The 18151-nt window shown below is 63.3% G+C and carries 13 protein-coding genes and 2 rRNA genes; 8 read left to right on the forward strand and 7 right to left on the reverse strand.

Going from position 1 to position 18151, the window contains the following annotated elements:
- On the reverse strand, nucleotides 1-1520 hold a 1520-nt coding region (locus PLJ71_18480; protein ID HQM50681.1), incomplete at its 3' end, for a YifB family Mg chelatase-like AAA ATPase.
- Nucleotides 1521-1777: 257 nt separating this feature from the next.
- Nucleotides 1778-3187 (reverse strand): Gfo/Idh/MocA family oxidoreductase, encoded by a 1410-nt coding sequence (locus PLJ71_18485; GenBank protein HQM50682.1) that lies wholly within the window; start codon nucleotides 3185-3187, stop codon nucleotides 1778-1780.
- A gap of 241 nt (nucleotides 3188-3428) precedes the next feature.
- On the opposite strand from PLJ71_18485, the gene PLJ71_18490 reads away from it, so the two are divergent.
- The 5 genes from PLJ71_18490 to PLJ71_18510 all read left to right on the forward strand — a co-directional run bounded on the left by PLJ71_18490 (nucleotide 3429) and on the right by PLJ71_18510 (nucleotide 9646).
- Complete coding sequence (locus PLJ71_18490) at nucleotides 3429-4766, forward strand: hypothetical protein (GenBank protein HQM50683.1); 1338 nt, start codon at nucleotides 3429-3431, stop codon at nucleotides 4764-4766.
- A 122-nt stretch (nucleotides 4767-4888) separates the two neighbouring features.
- Nucleotides 4889-6400 carry a hypothetical protein gene (locus PLJ71_18495; protein ID HQM50684.1) on the forward strand — a complete coding sequence of 504 codons (1512 nt, stop codon included), beginning with the start codon at nucleotides 4889-4891 and terminating at the stop codon, nucleotides 6398-6400.
- A gap of 200 nt (nucleotides 6401-6600) precedes the next feature.
- On the forward strand, nucleotides 6601-8229 hold the full coding sequence (locus PLJ71_18500) for a sodium:solute symporter (GenBank protein HQM50685.1): 1629 nt from the start codon (nucleotides 6601-6603) through the stop codon (nucleotides 8227-8229).
- 216 nt (nucleotides 8230-8445) lie between these two features.
- The gene (gene metF, locus PLJ71_18505; protein HQM50686.1) at nucleotides 8446-9363 is read left to right on the forward strand and encodes a methylenetetrahydrofolate reductase [NAD(P)H]; all 918 of its coding nucleotides are present in this window, start codon (nucleotides 8446-8448) and stop codon (nucleotides 9361-9363) included.
- A 46-nt stretch (nucleotides 9364-9409) separates the two neighbouring features.
- On the forward strand, nucleotides 9410-9646 hold the full coding sequence (locus PLJ71_18510; protein ID HQM50687.1) for a CDGSH iron-sulfur domain-containing protein: 237 nt from the start codon (nucleotides 9410-9412) through the stop codon (nucleotides 9644-9646).
- A 65-nt stretch (nucleotides 9647-9711) separates the two neighbouring features.
- Here the strand turns inward: PLJ71_18510 and PLJ71_18515 are convergent, their stop codons facing one another.
- From PLJ71_18515 to PLJ71_18525, 3 genes are all read right to left on the reverse strand, one after another.
- Entirely contained in the window at nucleotides 9712-9906 is a 195-nt protein-coding gene (locus PLJ71_18515) for a hypothetical protein (protein ID HQM50688.1), read from the reverse strand.
- Between the two features lie 240 nt (nucleotides 9907-10146).
- Nucleotides 10147-10854, reverse strand: a complete 708-nt coding sequence (locus tag PLJ71_18520; protein ID HQM50689.1) for an HAD family hydrolase — start codon at nucleotides 10852-10854, stop codon at nucleotides 10147-10149.
- Nucleotides 10851-12281, reverse strand: a complete 1431-nt coding sequence (locus PLJ71_18525) for an MFS transporter (protein HQM50690.1) — start codon at nucleotides 12279-12281, stop codon at nucleotides 10851-10853. The genes PLJ71_18520 and PLJ71_18525 overlap by 4 nt, the downstream gene beginning before the upstream one ends.
- Before the next feature lie 1500 nt (nucleotides 12282-13781).
- Between PLJ71_18525 and PLJ71_18530 the strand changes: the two genes are divergently transcribed.
- The 3 genes from PLJ71_18530 to PLJ71_18540 are packed head-to-tail and all read left to right on the forward strand — an operon-like array spanning nucleotide 13782 to nucleotide 17552.
- Complete coding sequence (locus tag PLJ71_18530) at nucleotides 13782-16016, forward strand: PBP1A family penicillin-binding protein (GenBank protein ID HQM50691.1); 2235 nt, start codon at nucleotides 13782-13784, stop codon at nucleotides 16014-16016.
- Nucleotides 16003-16752 (forward strand): hypothetical protein, encoded by a 750-nt coding sequence (locus PLJ71_18535; protein ID HQM50692.1) that lies wholly within the window; start codon nucleotides 16003-16005, stop codon nucleotides 16750-16752. The genes PLJ71_18530 and PLJ71_18535 overlap by 14 nt, the downstream gene beginning before the upstream one ends.
- Nucleotides 16746-17552 (forward strand): amidohydrolase family protein, encoded by an 807-nt coding sequence (locus PLJ71_18540; GenBank protein ID HQM50693.1) that lies wholly within the window; start codon nucleotides 16746-16748, stop codon nucleotides 17550-17552. Before PLJ71_18535 ends, PLJ71_18540 begins: the two co-directional genes overlap by 7 nt.
- Before the next feature lie 196 nt (nucleotides 17553-17748).
- On the opposite strand, the gene rrf is transcribed toward PLJ71_18540, so the two are convergent.
- Together rrf and PLJ71_18550 are read right to left on the reverse strand one after the other, a co-directional pair.
- Nucleotides 17749-17865 (reverse strand): 5S ribosomal RNA (gene rrf, locus PLJ71_18545).
- 93 nt (nucleotides 17866-17958) lie between these two features.
- A 23S ribosomal RNA gene (locus tag PLJ71_18550) occupies nucleotides 17959-18151 on the reverse strand; the annotation flags it as partial.

Raw genomic sequence — 18151 nt, forward strand, 5'->3', positions numbered from 1 at the left:
TCCAGGCTCCTGTACTGGATGGCCTCCGCGAGGTGGTGGTCGCCGATGCGGTCGTGCTCCTCTAGGTCGGCGAGAGTGCGGGCTACGCGGAGAATCTTGTCGTATGCGCGCGCGCTGAGTCCCATGCGTTCGAGAGCGGATTCGAGCAGCATCTTGCCGCTTGGACTCACGGCGCAGTGTTTTCGTGTTGCGGTGGCGTCGAGATGCGCGTTACCGCGGTGGCGTCCCTCGTGGCGGGCATGTTGGCGTTCGCGGGCGGCCTGTACCTGCGCGCGGACGTCGGGGGTGGCCGCGCCGCTGGGGCGGTCATCGGACATCTCATCGAAGGACAGGGGCGGCACGTCGACGTGGATGTCAATACGGTCGAGCAACGGGCCCGATAAACGGCTCATGTAGCGCTGGATCTCGCCCACTGAGCACCGGCATTCGCGGCGGGGGTCGGTCCGGCATCCGCAGGGACACGGGTTCATCGCGACGACCAGCATGAACCGGCTCGGGAACGTCACGGAGTACGATGCGCGGCGAATGTGGACCAGCCCCTCCTCCAGCGGCTGCCGCAACACCTCGAGGGCGGCGCGGTTGAACTCGGGCAGCTCGTCGAGAAACAGCACACCGTTGTGGGCGAGGCTCACCTCTCCCGGCATGGGCTGGAGACCGTGGCCCCCGCCGCTGATGGACACGGTCGTTGCCGTGTGGTGCGGCGCGCGGAACGGACGCCGGCAGACGAGGTTGCCTTTCTCGCTTACGTTGCCCGCAACGCTGTAGACCCGTGTGGTTTCGAGGGCCTCTTCAAATGTCATCTCGGGCAGAATCCCCGGGAGCCGCGACGCAAGCATGGTCTTGCCCGTGCCGGGCGGGCCGATCATGAGCAGGTTGTGCGAGCCCGCCGCGGCGACGGTCAGCGCGCGTTTCACGTGCGCCTGGCCTTTCACGTCAGTCAGGTCGGGGGTGTGGGCCTGCGCTTGCGAGAAAGCCCCGTGCAGGTCGGTCCGGAACGGCGCGATCTCGGCGCGTTCGGTAACAAACTCGGCGGCCTCCGTCAGGGTCGATACCGGGATAACCTGCATCTCGGGCACGACCCCGGCTTCCTCCGCGTTCGCCCGCGGAAGGATGATGCCGCGCAGACCCTGGTCCCGGGCGGCCATGGCCATGCACAGTGCGCCGGCCACCGGACGAACGGAGCCGTCCAGCGCGAGTTCCCCCACAATGGCGTAGTCGGGGAACCGCGTCGCGGGAAGTTGTTCGCTGGCGGCGGCCATGCCGAGGGCGATGGGGAGGTCGAGGGCGCTGCCCTCCTTCCGCACGTCGGCCGGGGCCAGGTTGACGACCACCACGCCTCGCAGGTACCGGAATCCCGCGCTCCGCAACGCCGATTGCACGCGTTCCTGGCTTTCTTTGACCGCCGTGTCGGGCAGGCCGACCATGGTGAATCGCCGCTGGCCGGGATGGTTGTCGACCTCGACTTCCAAGGGATACCCGTCGATGCCCAGGACTCCGCACGATCGAACCCGCGCCAGCATTGTATGAGATGGCCCCCAATATACTAATCGCCTGAAGAAATCCAGCCACCATCATACGGGGCGCGCGCCACCGGGTCAAATGAGCGGGCGTCACGCGATACCAGGGAGCGTGACCCGGATGCCCTGCCATACAGGAACCCCAGGCCGGATATGGCCCATACGACCGGGCCCTCCCCACGCGCCTGGTGGACGATTATGGAAAGAACGCTCGTGCCGGTTCACCAGCCGCGGCAGAGTATCCTTGCACAGGCTCGAGGCTACGACGGGAGCGCAGGCACCTTGGAGGACCTGTCCGGCCGGGGATGGCTGTCCACGTACTGTTCGGCCGCGTTGTCCCAGAACAGGACTTTTTCCTGCTGGTACGAATCGCACGCGAGCTTGGTGGCCACCTGCGCGCGATACGCCAGCTCGGGCGGGCAATGGCACTCGGTGCGGTTACGGATAGCATTGAGCCAGTTGTCCATGTGTTCTTCGCGCGGCTCGTTGGGTATCTCGAGGACCCCGTCGGTGCCGTACTTCTCTTTGAACCATCCCTTGAACTCGTCCTCGGGCGTAATCTGAATGCCGGCGCCGCCGGGCCGCAACGTCGCGAAGTGCCCGCGAATCATCGCGGGGTTCGCCTGCTTGTTCGCCATCGACGACGTCATCAGGATGCTGAAATCCTCCGGATAGTCCATCACGACCAGAAACGTGTCCGGCACTTCGCGGTCGTCGTGCTGCACGAAGATGCCGCCGCCCGCGGACACCTTCTCGGGCGCCTGGCAATCCAGGGCGATCGTCAAGGGCGCGATGAAGTGGTACAGAAGGTCCGTGGCGATGCCGCCCGAGTAGTCCCAGTATTTGCGGAACTGAAAGAACCGTGGTTTCGAGAACGGGCGTTTGGGAGCGGGTCCGAGCCACTGTTCCCAATCGATGTAGCCGTCGCCGCCGTTGGGGTCGTCGGTGGCGTCCTCATCGATTGCGTAGTTCCACTCGCCGCCCTGGGGATTCTCGGGACTGCCCGAGTTGCGGCTGTAATCCAACTGAGCGTACAGGATCTTGCCCAACCCGCCGTCTTTGATGAATTTACGGGCTTGCCAGAACCAGTCATCGGAACAGCGTTGCGCACCGCACTGAAACACGCGGCCAGTGCGGTAGGCGGCATCGCGCACGTCGAGCGATTCCTCGACCGTCAGGGTCACGGGTTTCTGGCAGTAAACGTCTTTCCCGGCTTCCATGGCGTGGATCGAGGCCAAGGCGTGCCAATGATCGGGCGTAGCGATGACCACCGCATCGATGTCGTCCCGTTCGAGGAGCTTGGTGTAATCGTAATAAGCCTCGATGTCGCGGCCCGTTGCCGCCTTGACCCGTTCCTTGCGATCCTTCTGGCGGCGCGTGTAGACGTCGCAGACCGCGCGCACCGCGAGCTTCTGTCCCGCTTTTTCGCGTTCGAGGAGGTCCGTAAGATGGCCGCCGCCCATGCCGCCCACGCCGATCATGCCGATGCCGAGGACCTGGTCCGCCGCGGGCACCTTGCCCGTCTTCGGCGCATGGGGATCCACGGGCTCGACTTTCTCGCGCGCGGCAGTTCTGAAGGCCGAAGCGCCCAGGCCCGCAACGGCCGCGCCCTGGCCCGCGCGCCGGAGAAAATCGCGGCGGTTAATGTCGTGAATGGATGGCGTGCTCATATCAAACCTCCTGTTGCTATGACAGAGACATTGAAACTCGTCCCCAAAACAGCCGCGCACGTGTCTGACGCGAAGACCGCCGGGACAGAGTGGGCCGTCCTGCGCAAAGCCGTGCGCCAGTCCCGGCGTGTGACCAGGATGGTACTCTTCGTCGCCGCCTAATTCCACCTTGCGCCGCGGCCGCGGCCGGCGTAGGCTGTAAAACGGCTCCGCCAAGGTCCTTATTGCATGAGGTCTCTTTATGGCTCACCGTTCCCTGCCGATGGCGTTCACGCCTCCGGCCATTTACGTACTCGATGCCGTGTGGGAGAATCCCGCGGCTGCCCGGCGCGCGGAGGGTCTGTGCAACGCGTTCCCGAATATCGCGCCCCAGACCTTCTCCTATGCCGACCTCCCGAGTATTGTGGTCGAACAAGGGTTCGACAAACGCGTGCGCATGGGCACACTGGACACCGTCCCGCCGCCCGCCCTGATCCTGGGTCTGTTCCGGTTCGACCGCGAGGCGGTAGCGCGTGACACCGCGCGCATGCAGTCGGTTTACGCCGGCGACGGGGTGTTTCCGTTCCACACCGCCGCGGGCGGCAACGCGTTCACGTTTTTCTGCTCGGAGCTGAATGAGATTCGGCCCAATCCCCAACATATGTGCCGCCCCCAATGGCGCATCCATCAGGGAGACGGCTGCCCGCACCAGTGCGCCTACTGCAATCTCGGAAAGTTCCTCATCTCTCACGTCAACACCGAGGAATACATCGAGCGGCTGGGCGACCTCATTCGCCGCAACCCCTGGCAACGCACCTGGCTGTATGATGACATCATGGACGTCTTGACCCTCGAACCCGAGCTCAACACCCTGGCGCCGCTCATGCGCTTTTTCGAGAGAACCCGTGACTGTTACCTCATCCTCCACACAAAGAGCGACCGGGTCCACGGTCTCATCGAGGCGAATGCGCCCCACAACACCATCGTGGTCTGGAGCCTGTCCGGCCCCACCCAGTCCACGCGTCTCGAACGCATCGCGGGCACGACGGATGCCCGCATCGACGCCGCGCGCCGCTGCGAGGAAGCAGGCATTCAAATCCGGTACAAGTTCAAGCCCATCGTGCCGGTGCGGCGCTGGCGCGAGGAGGCCGAGTACACCATCGGGGCAGCCCTCGAACGCACCCATCCCGACAATCTCAGCATGACCACGCTCATGTGGTCGCGTATCGAGGACGTGCTCGCCTGCATCCCCATGGAACTGCTCGAGCCGGCGTTCGTGGCTGCCGCCGAAGAAGCCCGCGAAGAACTCGACGGGCTGCGGTACGCCCCCTTCCCCCATCACGTCCGCGAGACCATTTACCGGCACTACCTCAAAGAGATCCGCGCGCGCAATCCCGAAATCCCGGTCACCATCTCCACCGAAAGCCTCGGCATGTGGAAAGCCATGGGCGGTCCGCTTGGATTCACCCCGGACGATTACGTGTGCGGATGCGGCGCGGGGGCCATCCCGGGCAAGAAACGCCTCGACACCAATCCCTGGCAGGACGCCCGGGCGGCCGTCTGCTGGGACGGCGCCGACGCCGTGCCCGGCTGCGAGTAATCACCGGCAATTGCCCGGAACCATGGGCCGCGAAAAGGGATTGGAGTATTATGGGAGAGTCAAGATTCGCCAAATGGCGCCGTCACCGGTTCTCATCACCGCGCGAGAGGAGATAAATGGTCATGAACGCCCCCACATCAGGCCGCCTTCGCTACCGGGTGCTCGCCATCGTCCTGAGCGCGGGTGCGCTGGGATGCCCGCCGATCATCGGAGCGTTTCAGTGGGCCCGCACCGACGGGGGGCTCGACCCCGACATGGCCACCGGAGTAGCGCCGCGCCCCGGCGGCGGCGCCTACGTCTGCGGCCAATTCACCGGCACGGCGGTCTTCGGGGCCGGACAAGCCAACGAGACCACCCTTACCGCAGCCGGAGGCCCCTACGACAAGGACCTCTACGTCGCCCGGTACGACGACAGCGGCGCATTGGACTGGGTCACGAGCGCGGGCGGTCCCCAGGACGACTGCGCCGCCGACATCGTCCAGCTTTTTGACAGCACCATCGTGGTCACCGGATATTTCCACAACGTAGCCACCTTTGGCGCGGGCGAGGCCAACGAGACCCGGCTGTTCGCCGGCAGCGAATTCGATCAGGACGCCTTCGTAGCCCGGTTCACCAATGATGGCGCTCTCCTCTGGGCCCGGCGCGAGGGCGGTCTTGGCGAAAACGATGCCGGTACCGCCATCAGCGACTTTCCCGACGGGAGTTTCGTGGTCGCAGGCACCTTTGAGGACCGGGCCGTCTTCGACACCGGCACCCTGCCGCCGACGGTCCTCAATGCGGGCGGTCCGTACGACTCGAACATCTTCCTCGCGCGCTACGAACGCGACGGCGACCTCGTTTGGGTGAGCGGCGCCGGCGGGCCCGCGCCCGACGTCGCGCCCGGTCTCACTACCGCGCCCGGAGGCGGCATCTTCATGACCGGCACGTTCGAGGATTACGCGGAGTTCGGCGTCCCGGCCGTCCAGGCCCCGCTCCGGGTGAACGCGTATTCAAGCATCGACCGCGACGTTTTCATCGCGCGGTACCACGGCGACGGCACGGTCGACTGGGTCCGTAAAGCGACAGGCATCGACATCGACGACGGCCTCGCCGTAGCGGCGTTCCTCGACGGGTCCGTGGTCGTGACCGGCAGTTTCACCGACACCATCCTCTTCGCGCCCGACACAGCGGACGAGATACGGCTGACCGCCGAGACCATCCTCGATCGCGATGCGTTTGTCGCCAGATACGACCGCGACGGCAACCTCGAGTGGGTCCGTCACGCTCAAGGCATCGACGACGATGAGGCGAACGCCGTGGCGGTCATCATGGGCGGCGACTGCATCGTCGCGGGCACGTTCACAACCACCATCACCCTTGGCGCGGGCGAAGCGAACGAGACCACCTTGACGGCGGACTCCGAGTTCGATCGCAACATCTTCGTAGCGCGGTACAGCGGCGACGGCCATCTCAGGGCCGCCGCGCGGGTGCCGGCCATCAGTACCGCGCTCGATGCCGGTGTCGTGCCCGGGGGCGACGTACTCGTCGCCGGGTGGCTTGCCGGCCGCGCAACACTGCGAGACACCGCCGGCGTTACTATCCCCATCGCCTCGGCAGGGGCAAAAGACGCGTTCCTCGCCCGAATGGACTTCTGACGGGTGGCGCCAGCGACTTTGACGCCGAGCAGAACCGGGCAATCGGGTCACGCGAGCCGCGTGACACCACAGCTGTTCTTGCCAGCGCTCACCCGGCGGTTCGGGAAGTTCATTTCCCCTCGAAGATGCCCTCATCCTTTTGTTATCGTGGCGCGCACGCAGAACAAGCACGCATCGAGAGCGGAAGGAGAGTCAATTCCATGGGACAGCTCAGCGGCCTTGACTGGGGCGTCATCGTCCTGTATTTCGGCCTGGTGTTTGGCGTCGCAGTATGGGCGGCGCTTACCAACCGCAAACAGGGCGACAACTCGGCGGGCTATTTCCTGGCGAGCCGTAACGTGGGCTGGTTCGTTATCGGCGCGTCGATGTTTGCCTCCAACATCGGCTCGGAACACCTCGTAGGCCTCGCGGGCGCGGGCGCCTCGACGGGCGTCGTACTCGGCCAGTTCGAGGTCCAAGCCTCGCTGGCAATCCTCGTGCTGGGCTGGCTTTTCGTGCCCTTCTACGTGAAAAGCGGCGTGTTCACCATGCCCGAGTTTCTCGAGCGCCGCTATTCGCCCACCGCGCGGTGGTACCTTGCCGTGGTCTCGATTATCAGCTATGTGCTGACCAAGATCTCCGTCACCATCTACGCGGGAGGCGTGGTGTTCACGGCCCTCATGGGCATCGAGTTCTGGACCGGCGCCATCATCGTAGTGCTCGCCACCGGCGTCTACACCGTTTTCGGCGGCCTTCGCGCGGTGCTCTACACCGACATGTTCCAGGCCCTCGTGCTGATCGGCGGTTCGGTTGCCGTCACCGCCATAGGCCTCAACGAAGCCGGGGGATGGACCACGCTGTGCCGGGAAGCCGGCCCAAACATGATGAGCATGTGGAAACCCTTCAATGATCCCGATTTCCCATGGACGGCAATCCTCCTGGGCGCGCCGATCCTCGGACTCTGGTACTGGTGCACCGACCAATTCATCGTGCAGCGCGTGCTGTCGGCAAAGAGCCAGGAAGAGGCGCGGCGCGGCAGCATCTTCGCCGGATTTCTCAAACAATTGCCCTTGTTCATTTTCGTGGTTCCCGGCCTCATCGCGTTTGTACTGGCCCAACGTGGCGCGATTGTATTGGAACGCGCCGACGAAGCGCTGCCGGTGCTCATCGCGCGGCTGTTGCCCACAGGCGTCCGCGGACTGGTCGTCGCGGGGCTGTTGGCCGCGCTCATGAGCTCGCTGTCGTCGGTGTTTAACTCGTGCTCAACCCTGATCACGTGGGACGTCTACCGCAAGCTGCGCCCCGGCGCTTCTGAACACCATCTGGTCGTGGTAGGACAGGTCTCGACTGTTATCCTGGTCGTCCTGGGTCTGGCGTGGATCCCGTTCATGCGCTATATCTCGGGCGAACTCTACACCTACCTCCAGAGCGTGCAGTCTTACATCGCGCCGCCGATCACCGCGGTGTTCCTGCTCGGGGTGTTCTGGAAACGGGTGAACGCCCATGGCGCGCTCGCGGCGCTGTTTACCGGTTTCATTCTCGGGATGGGCCGTCTCGTCGCGGAACTGCTGCGCGACAACCTCAACGGATGGCTCTACACCTTCGCGACCATCCACTTCCTGCACTTCGCGCTGTTTCTGTTCCTGCTCTGCTGCGGAATCCTGGTCATCGTGAGCCTGTTGACCCGTCCCGCGCCGGACAGCCAGCTCGACGGGCTCACCTTCGCCACGGCCAGAGGCGCCGGACACAAGGAGGCGAAAGGGACGCGCATCAGCCTGGCGTTCACGCTCGTCCTGCTGGGAATCGTCTGTCTCGTCTGGCTCTATTTCTCGCCCATGAACCCGTTCTAGCCCTTGCCCCGCCGTGGGCGGACGCATCCGCCGGCGTGCGTGCCCGCCGGTCCGCGCTCGGATTCGGGCGGGAGCGTCGCATTCGCCGGCAATTTCAGCGTGCTGAACCACCCCCGGAGGCCCTCTTGATGACCCGGTAAACACCCAGTAGAATAGCTCTGCGGTATTCGCATGGCGTTTGGCGCACGGAGTGTGAGCAACCAAAGAAAGATAGTCTTGAATACTGATTCAAAATCAACACAGCTTCGTAATGCGTATGCGGACGGGCGGTTCGGCCTGTCGTACGAGTTCTTCCCGCCAAAAACCGCCGAAGGCGAGGCGGATCTGTTCGAGAACTTCGCCGAGCTGGTCAAATACAACGCATCATTTGCCACGTGCACGTACGGCGCGGGTGGCAGTACGCGCGGCAAAACGATTCAAATCGCGAGCCGTCTCAAGCGCGACCACGGCATTCCGGTGGGCGCTCATCTGACCTGCGTGGGAGCTACACGGGACGACTTGCGCACGTTTCTCGACCAAGCCGAGAACTGCGACATCGACTACATAGTGGCACTGCGCGGCGATCCGCCGGCGGGCGTCAAGAAGTTCGTCCCCGTGCCGGGCGGGTTGCGCTATGCCAATGAGTTGGTGACGTTTATACGAGAGAACTATCCCCGGTTCGGTGTGGCTGTGGCGGGATACCCCGAGACCCATCCGGAAGCGCCCAACCGCGCCACGGACCTCGAGAACCTCAAGCGCAAGGTGGATGCTGGCGCGGACGTGGTCATCAGCCAGCTCTTTTACGACAACGACGACTTCTACCGGTTCCGGGACCGGTGTGAGGCCATCGGCATCAGCGTGCCTATTGTTCCGGGAATTCTGCCCGTAACCGCATTGCCGCAGCTCAGACGCGTCGTGGCCATGTGCGGCGCCAACGTGCCAAAAGCCCTCATGGAACGTCTCGAAACCCACCCCGACAATTCCCAGGGCCAGTTTGATGTCGGCGTTTACCATGCCATCCGGCAGGTCGAGGACCTTGTGAGCCGGGGCAGCTGCCGGGGGGTCCACTTCTATTGCCTCAACAAGTCCCGGTCGGTCGCGACCATCTTGCGCACACTCACCCTGCCCAACATAGAAGCATTTCGCGGGAGATAACGTTTCTCACTGCCGGATGAGGTGGGAAAGCAAAGGAGAATTACCGATGGATGAACCTAGAATCGCCGACAAGAAGCCCGCGGTACTCGAACTCGAGCCCGGAACCTACTGGTGGTGCCGGTGCGGGCACTCGGCGTCCCAGCCCTGGTGTGACGGTTCCCACAAGAGCACGCCGTTCACCCCCCTCGAAGTGAAGCTCGATGTCAAGAAGCGCTATGCCCTGTGCCAGTGTAAACACACCGCAGCCGCCCCCATGTGCGACGGTACGCACAAACGGCTATAGACCCTTTTCGACCGGAAATCCCCCCGTAGAGGTACCCGGGGCATGCCAGCCCGGATTCTGCGTGCCTACCGGATGTCCGCCTCAAACCATTTGAGGACGGCCATGATCCCGCGCGCCTTTTTCAACATGGTGGCCTTGAGGCCCAGTTCGCGCAGTTTTTCTTTCGCTTCATGGCGCGACCTGGCAACCACAACCCCCCCAACGAAGGATTTTTCCTCATCCCCCTCCGCCCGAATGGCGTGATAGTCGAACGCAGGCATGAGCTTCCTCCCTTCTCGTCTCCCACTGCCCGATTCTATCATGTTTCCCCCTCGATGTGAATTCGGGAGTGCAGGGAAATGTGGGTCTTCATCGCTCAAACGCCTGCGAGAGGGCATCCAGCAACGCGCCCGCCGCGCCGGCGTCGAGCATGTCGCTCCGTGTGACGGACCGCTTGCGCTGCGCGGACAGCCGATGCTCCGTTAATCATCTCCGGCTCGAGCCGCTCGCCTCGGGCAGGCCTACGACCCGGCGTCAATGATGCCCAGAACCTCTCCCAGCGCGACGATCGTGAGCCCGTGCCAGATTTCAGGGTCAACGCGGTGAGGGTCGTAGCCCTCTTCGCGGGGAGACCGGATGCAGACGGCGGTCATGCCGACGGCCTCGGCGCCGGACAGTTCGTGGCTGCCGCCATCGCCCACAAACAGGCACCTTTGAGGCATTACCGCAAGCCGTTCGCAGGCCAAGAGATAAATTCCCGGGTCCGGCTTGCGCATCTTTGCTACCGACGAGAAGATCGGCGCGTCAACCAGGCGGGCCAGGTCCAAGGCGGGCCACAACACGGGCAATTCGGGCGGACAGTCGGTTATGAGACCCGTCTTCAGTCCGCGGTCCTTGATTGCCTGCAACGTTGCGCGCGCATCGGGACGGACCACCAGGCCGTCGCGAATGAACGCGGTCCGAATGCGCGCCGCCTCCGGAACGTGCGTCATGTCCGGCGTCACGCCGATGGCCTCGCACGTGTGGACCACGCATTCTTCGACTGTGTCCCAGTGGCCGGCGCCGCGCTCGCCCCAATCACTCAGCCACCGCTCCAGAAACACGTCCTCGGGCGCGCCCATCACGCGTGCCATGGCCCGGACGGAGGCGTTGTGGGCCGACGCGCTGAGACTGTCCACCAGCGTCCCGAAAAAGTCGAACAGAACGGCCTGAAATCGCGACAGGGTCATCGTTCGAGCCGCTCCGGTTTGGCCGTCGCGCGGACGGGATTCAGAATGGGATAGGTAAAGGCGGTCACGAGCCCGACCAGGGCCAGCATGCCCCCCAGGGGCCCTACGAGGAAAATGCCCGTGGGCCGGCTTGCCGAATTCCCGAAGAAGTGCATCGAACCCGTCGCCACGCCAATCGAGAGCGCCTGCGCCATCTTCACCATAAACGTGTGCACGCTGTTGAAGATGGCCTCACGGCGTTTGCCCGAAGATTGCTCGTCCAGGTCGATGATCTCGCCAATGAGCGGCGTTTGCAGCACATAGATCAGGCCCTGGCCGATACCGACGGTGGCGAACAGGACGACCCCAAGCCGGAGGCGGACATCGGACGAGAAGGGCAGCATGCCAATGACATAAACAAACGGCAACCCAACAGTAACGATGCCCAATGCGGCGGCGGCGAGCCATTTCAGGTTGATACGCGCGGCGAAGAAGGGCGTGGCCAATGCCGACAGCAGGCACGAGACCATGAACGGCGCCGCCAGCAGGGTGACGGTGCTTTCATCGCCTCCCAATCCCGCCTCGGCCCAGTACGGAAGGATGCGCTGTACCGCGAGGTAACCGATGTAGAAAAAACCGAAGATGACGATATACCGCCGAAACACCGGATTGTTCAGAGCGCGCCTGAAATCGCGAAAGGGCGCGGTCGCCGGCGTGTGCGCCTCGGGCATGAACCGCTCGCGCACCGTGAAGACCATAAACTGGAAACAGGCAAGGGAACACAGGGCGTAGAGAATGGCCACGCGCTGATAACCCAGGGCGGAATGAACGGGCGCATCCCCAGCCGCCTTTGCGGCCACGCGCGCGGGGTCGAGGATTTCGATCAAGGGTCCCGGCAGCGCAATAGCCAGGGCAAGTCCGAGCGTCATGCCCGCGGCAATCCAGGCGCCGAGGCGCACACGCCCTTGCTTCGACAGCGCAACCTCAGGCGCCAGCGCCAGCAGCGGAATGTTACAGAGGGTGAAGAAAAACCAGTGGGCGCATATGACCACCGTGCCATAAACGAGATTGATGATGGACTCGTGCGCCACGGGCGGGAACCAGAAAAGGATGCTGGTCAGGGTCATGCCCAACGACCCCCAGAAAATGAATGGGCGGCGCCGGCCCTGTATTAACGCGACCCGCCAGCGCACCCGCTTCTCCGCGGTCTTGTCTGACCACATGCCCACGAGGGGGTCGGTGACGGCATCGAAGACGCAGCCCGTGACGAATATGATGGCCACCAGGCCGATAGCCACGTAGACGATGCGGCCCGTGCCCAGCGTGGGCGAATAGAAATAGGTCCCCCATTGGGCCAGAAGTTCGCTCGAAAGCTGAATGCCGATCACCGCCAGGAGAAACGCAAACCCTTCGAGACGCGTGAATTCCTGCTGTTCGTTTCGTGACATGCTCCCCAGGCCCTCGCCCCTTCACGAGGGACATACTATAGCCGAGCGCGCAGGATTCATCCAACAATGCCGCACGATACACACGTCAATACGAATAGACTTGGCAGAACCTGCACCCTCGCCCGGACCCCGAAACGCTCCACCTACTTGCCGCGGAGAGGCCTTCAAGAACACAAGAGCCGCCTGCGTTCTTCAAATTGGAGACCTGCCGGTCGAAAGAGTGGCGCGGTCAGGAAACCGCCCCACAGCGGGGACAGGAAGGGCAGGAAGGGCGAGAAGGGTGTGAAGGGTGTGAACGTGCGAAGGGTGCGAAGGGATTGGAGACCGCCCCACAGCGGCGGGCTGTACGCCCCCAACGGAGGGCCGGTTTTCCTACCGGCCCATTGATCACCCCGCGGGCGGACTCGCCCGCGCATCATAATGTCTTGGAGACCTTGCGGTCGTAAGAGTGGCGCGGTCAGGAAACCGCCCCACAGCGGGGACAGGAAGGGATGTGTGTGTGAACGTGCGAAGGGTGCGAAGGAATTGGAAACCGCGCCACAGCGGGGGGTCCCCGGAGCGCCGAAGGCGGCGGCATGGGACCTCCGGAGGGCCGAGGACGCGAAACATGTTCTCAGGTTACGGCTTCCCCCTCTTCAGCGCCAACGGCGCGTAACATACCAGCCTGGCCTGAAGGGCCAGGTGATGGCATTCAAAACAGGCAAGAGGGCTGAAAGCCCGAAACATATTGGGGACCCAACGACGACGGGACACGATGGTCCGGGCTTTCAGCCCTGTGGGATTCTTTCTTGGGGGCCGGTTTCCTTGGCCTTCAGCCAAGGCTGGTATGTTACGCGCCGTTGGCGCCGTATCGGACTGTTGTGCTTCAGGCGGGGATGTCCCGAGAGCGGGCCGGGATATCCGGCGCGGCCACATCGCCCACGAACTCCCGACCGGCGAGGGCGCCGGTCCCACACGAGGAGGCGGGAACCCGTTAACACAACGTCTTGTTTTTGCATCGGGCCTTCACCTCTCCTGCCCCTGTAACTCCCGCCCTGGGACATCGATTGTCCCCTTTTCCAGCCCCGCGAGGGGCGGCAGGCCGTAGCCCAGGGCCAGCCACGCGAAACGCGTGGCGCAGCCCTGGGGTAAGCGCGCCCTCCCTCTCTCCAGCCCCGCAAGGGGCGGCAGAGGCTCCTCTCCAGCGCAGTCACATGAATCATGAGCAAGATGCTCATGACGCTTTCAAGAATACTGGAGCCTTGCCTGCGTTCTTCAAATTGGAGACCTGCCGGTCGGGATCATGGAACCTTTCCGGCTGTGACGGAATGGATTCTCGACAATCTCGTAAACGAAACGCGAGGTGGCGAATAGTGTCAATGGATACCCCGGACGCTGCGGCGCAGGGCCCGGCGCAATTTCGACGTCTTGCCTCCGAGCGGACCGCGGCCTGTCTTGCAGGACATTGGGGCTTTCGCTGGTCTTTGGAGAAACGCCGCGCCGAATGCTAGGATCATGGCCATGAGCGAGGAAAAACCAAAACAAGCCGAAGAGCTGGACGGGTTGAAAGGCGCGCTGGCGCGCAAACCGCGCGGATGTGGAGGCATCTTTTTCATGTTGATGTTGGTCCTCGCCGCGGGTTGGGGCGTGGGCCTGGGCATGTTTGTCTGGATGCTCGAGGACGCCAAGGCGAATATCAAGGCGGTGGACGATTTTCGCCCGAAGATTGGAAGCCGCATCTATTCGGCCGACGGGATGCTCCTGGGCGAATACACGGTCGAGGCGCGGCAGCTCGTGCGCCTGAACGAGATTCCTTTGCATGTGCAGAAGGCTTTCATCGCGACCGAAGATCATCCGTTCTACCGGCACAAGGGCGTCCGGCCGCTGGCCATAATCAGCGCGGTGAAAGATGCCATGCGGACCGGCAACGTGCGCGGCGCGAGCACAATCACAATGCAGATCGTGCGCAACATTACCGAAGTCACGGGCGTTTCAACCGAGCGCACCATGCAGCGCAAGATCAAAGAGGCGTTCGTGGCGCTCCAGCTCGAACGCGAATTCACCAAGGACGAAATCCTTGAGCTATACCTGAATCAGATCTTTCTGGGCGGAAGCGCGAACGGCGTCGAGGCGGCCGCGCAACAGTATTTCGCGAAATCCTGCAAGGATCTGACGCTCGCCGAGGCGGCTACACTGGCCGGCTTGTCGCGCGCACCCAATGCCAACCGCCCGGACCGCAACCCTGAGTCCGCCCAACAGCGCCGCGATATCGTCCTCGGACAGATGCTCCGGCACGGCTTCGTCACGCAGGAAGAGTACGACAAGGCGGTCGCCACCAGCGTTCAAGATTCAGTGATTCCTTACGACGAGCGCATGAAACGGATGCAGGAGGGCACGGGCGTATGGCGTCCGAACCGTTTCCAGGCGCCGTATTTCGTCGAGGAGGTGCGGCAGTTCGCCCGTGAAAACGGATTTGCCGACAGGGAAGAATTGCTCGAGGGAGGGCTCCAGATTCATACAACCGTGGACATGCGCCTCCAGCGCGCCGCCGAAAAGGCGCTCGAAAAAAAGCTGGCGGAGATCGACAAGGAAACTCTGGACAAGCTCACCGAGCGAGGCCAGGAGGACTATTTCGTTCCCATTACGGGCGCGCTGGTGTGCCTCGATAACCGGCCCGGGGCGGAAGGCTATGTCCGGGCAATGGTAGGCGGCCGCGATTTCGACAAGGAGAAATACAATACGGCCACCCAGGCGAACCGGCAGCCGGGGTCGAGCATCAAACCGTTCGTATGGCTCGCGGCGATCCAGGACGGATTGACGCCCTCCCATGTGGAAGTCGACGAGCGGATCACCTTGTACGACGGCCTCGGGCGGCCCTGGTCGCCCTCAAACTTTACCGCGGACTTCAAGGGGCCCGTCACGTTGCGCTACGCCCTGGAGAACTCAATCAATATCATCTCGGTCAAACTCGTGCTGCGGATGGGCATGCCCGTGGTGCGCGGAGTGTTGCAGCGCGCCGGAATCACGGCCGAAATCGACGATTCACACAAGTGGACCATCGCGCTGGGGAGTCCGGACGTCACAGTGCTCGACCTCTGCACGGCATATGCGACCATTGCAAGAGGCGGGGTCCTGGCCCGGCCCACATTTGTCGAGACGATTCGCGACCGGGACGAATTCGTCCGGTACAAGAATGAGGTCCACCTCGAGCGCACCCTCGATGCAGACGTGTGCTATGTGGTCACTTATCTTATGGAAGGGGTGGCGCGATACGGCACGGGCGCCCGCAGCCGCGCCCTCGACCGGCCGCGCGCCGGTAAGACCGGCACCTCAAACGAGAGCCGCAATGTCTGGTTCTGCGGGTTCACGCCCGATTACACCTGCGTGGTATGGATCGGCTATCGAGACAACCGCCCCATCGGGCAGGGTCCCGATGGGCGCTGGCTCAAAGCAAGCAAGGAGTTCGCCGGCGGGCGCCTGGCCTGCCCCGTCTGGACCGAGTTCATGGTGGCCGCCCACAAGGGACTGCCCAAACGCGACTTCGAGGTCCCGGACGGCGTGGCGTTCTATGATGTCGACAAGAGCACCGGGATGTTAGGCGGCTCTTTCCCGGAAGCGTTTCTGAAGGGTACGCGCCCCCCAACGGAACCGGCGCCTCTGGAGCCCACTCCGGCCGAGATCCTGATGGAACCGGCGCCGCCGGTACCCGTACCGGCCGAGAACCCAATGGAGATTCCACCGCTTGCGGATATTTGATTGCGATGCCGCCTTCGGGCGTGGAACCACGCCCTTACCGGGGGAACTCGAAACCGCCGATGCCCTGATCGCGGAAATGGACCATTGCGGCATCGAGCAGGCCCTGGTCTGGCACCGCGACGCCCGCGAGCGCGGCTTCGCCCAGGGCAACGCCCGCATGGCTGAACTCAAGGACCACCCCCGCCTGCATCGTTCCTGCACGATGATGCCGTACACGTCACGCGAAGGTTTCACCGACGAAGAACTCTTCGAGTACATCCAGATGGAGGACATTCGCGCAGTGCGGGCCTTTCCGTTGACGCACTGTTACCTGCTGGACGCGATTTCGTGCGGCGACCTGCTGGCCTTGCTGACGGCGTATCGCGTGCCGCTGTTCGTGTCGCTCACGGAGTTCCACGACCAGTGGCAGGGCGTGTACAATCTCATGCGCAACTTTCCCCACCTGACGCTCGTGCTGACCCAAACCGGCTGCTGGGGACAGGATCGGTATTTCAGGCCGCTCGTGCGCGGATTCCCGCGGTTCTTTCTGTCGACAAACCGGTTCGAGACCGCCGGACAACTCAAATCCTTCGTGAACGACCTGGGGTTCGAGCGGCTGCTGTTCGGGTCGGGGCTCCCGTTCAACAATCCCGGCGGCTACATCATGATGGTGGAGCGCGCGGACATCCCAGACGAAGCGAAGCGGGCTATCGCGTTTGATAACCTCGCTTACCTGCTCGGGGAGGTGGCATGGTGAGCCTGCGCGGCGAATTTCTCGAAGGGCGCGGGTGCCCGGTCATCGACGCACACGCGCACATGGGCCCGTTTCGCTCGATCTATCTCCCCGAGGCAGCTCGCGAGGCCATGGTCAGCGGGATGGAACGCGCGGGCATCGAGGCGATCATCGTTTCACATCACAACGCCCTCTTCGGCGATACGCGCGAAGGCAACGCCGAAATGCTCGACGCGGTACGGGTCTGCCCCGGCCGCATCTACGGCTACTGCACCATCCACCCCGGCTATCCGAGCGAAATGCCGGGCGAATTGGAGCGCTACCTGAAAGAACCCGGCGTGGTGGGCGTGAAGATCCACCCGAGTTCGCACGAATATCCCATCGACGGACCCAACTACGCCCCGCTGATGGAGCGTCTTAATGGCGAGGGCAGGCTGCTGCTGTCTCACACCTGGGGCAGCGAAGGGACCTGCGGCGCCCAGAAGATGCGCATCATCGCGAACAAATACCCCAACATCCGGCTGCTTCTCGGGCACTCGTGTTACGGGGCATGGACCGAGGCCATTGCCCTGGCCAGAGATTTCCCGAACGTCTATCTCGAACTGACCGCCGCGGCGCACGTATACGGGCTCATCGAGTGGATGTGCCGCGAGGCGGGCTCGCAAAAGGTCGTCTACGGAACCGACTACCCCTGGTTTGACCCGGCCGTGTACATCGGCTTCGTCACGTTCGCACACATCGAGGAGCGGGAAATGCGCAACATCCTCTACAACAACGCCCGCCGCCTGCTCGACGAACAACTGGCCAAAGGGCGCCACGAATAGCCCCGATGTCATTCTGGCCGCCCTGAGAGTGGTTTGTACAATGGAAAACTGAAGATTGCCGGAATGGGCTGTCCGGCCTCGGCATCTGGCCCCGGCATCTGCCGCCCTTTCCCCATTGACGCATGCATAGCATACCCCGGGCGGGCAAAAAAAACCGCCCCCGGGAACCCCTTGGGATCCCGGGGGCGAAACAAAGTGCCGGCAACGACCGACTCTCCCACGCAGTTACCCGCGCAGTACCATAGGCGCTGGTGGGCTTAACTTCTGTGTTCGGAATGGGAACAGGTGTGGCCCCACCGCCATTGTCACCGGCAAAAGCCTGACAGGAATGTAAGGGTCGACGCACCGGGGGCATCGTCATACGACCGGCTTGTCTTTGCGAACCCAATAAGAGTTCGGCAGATTAAAGGCCAAGCCTCACGGGCGATTAGTACTGGTCAGCTCAACATGTCGCCATGCTTACACTCCCAGCCTATCAACCTGGTAGTCTTCCAGGGCCCTTCAGAGACCTTGCGGTCTTGGGAGATCTTATCTTGGGATGGGCTTCGTGCTTAGATGCTTTCAGCGCTTATCCCGACCGGACATAGCTACCCGGCGGT

Source organism: Candidatus Hydrogenedentota bacterium (genome assembly GCA_035416745.1).
Taxonomy (GTDB): Bacteria; Hydrogenedentota; Hydrogenedentia; order Hydrogenedentales; family SLHB01; genus UBA2224.

Excerpts from the sequence above, each read along its gene's own strand:
- PLJ71_18530 (HQM50691.1), top strand. The coding sequence starts at position 13,782 with ATGAGCGAGGAAAAACCAAAACAAGCCGAAGAGCTGGACGGGTTGAAA.
- PLJ71_18520 (HQM50689.1), bottom strand. The coding sequence starts at position 10,854 with ATGACCCTGTCGCGATTTCAGGCCGTTCTGTTCGACTTTTTCGGGACG.
- PLJ71_18540 (HQM50693.1), top strand. The coding sequence starts at position 16,746 with ATGGTGAGCCTGCGCGGCGAATTTCTCGAAGGGCGCGGGTGCCCGGTC.
- PLJ71_18500 (HQM50685.1), top strand. The coding sequence starts at position 6,601 with ATGGGACAGCTCAGCGGCCTTGACTGGGGCGTCATCGTCCTGTATTTC.
- PLJ71_18495 (HQM50684.1), top strand. The coding sequence starts at position 4,889 with ATGAACGCCCCCACATCAGGCCGCCTTCGCTACCGGGTGCTCGCCATC.
- PLJ71_18490 (HQM50683.1), top strand. The coding sequence starts at position 3,429 with ATGGCTCACCGTTCCCTGCCGATGGCGTTCACGCCTCCGGCCATTTAC.
- PLJ71_18525 (HQM50690.1), bottom strand. The coding sequence starts at position 12,281 with ATGTCACGAAACGAACAGCAGGAATTCACGCGTCTCGAAGGGTTTGCG.
- PLJ71_18515 (HQM50688.1), bottom strand. The coding sequence starts at position 9,906 with ATGCCTGCGTTCGACTATCACGCCATTCGGGCGGAGGGGGATGAGGAA.
- PLJ71_18485 (HQM50682.1), bottom strand. The coding sequence starts at position 3,187 with ATGAGCACGCCATCCATTCACGACATTAACCGCCGCGATTTTCTCCGG.
- PLJ71_18510 (HQM50687.1), top strand. The coding sequence starts at position 9,410 with ATGGATGAACCTAGAATCGCCGACAAGAAGCCCGCGGTACTCGAACTC.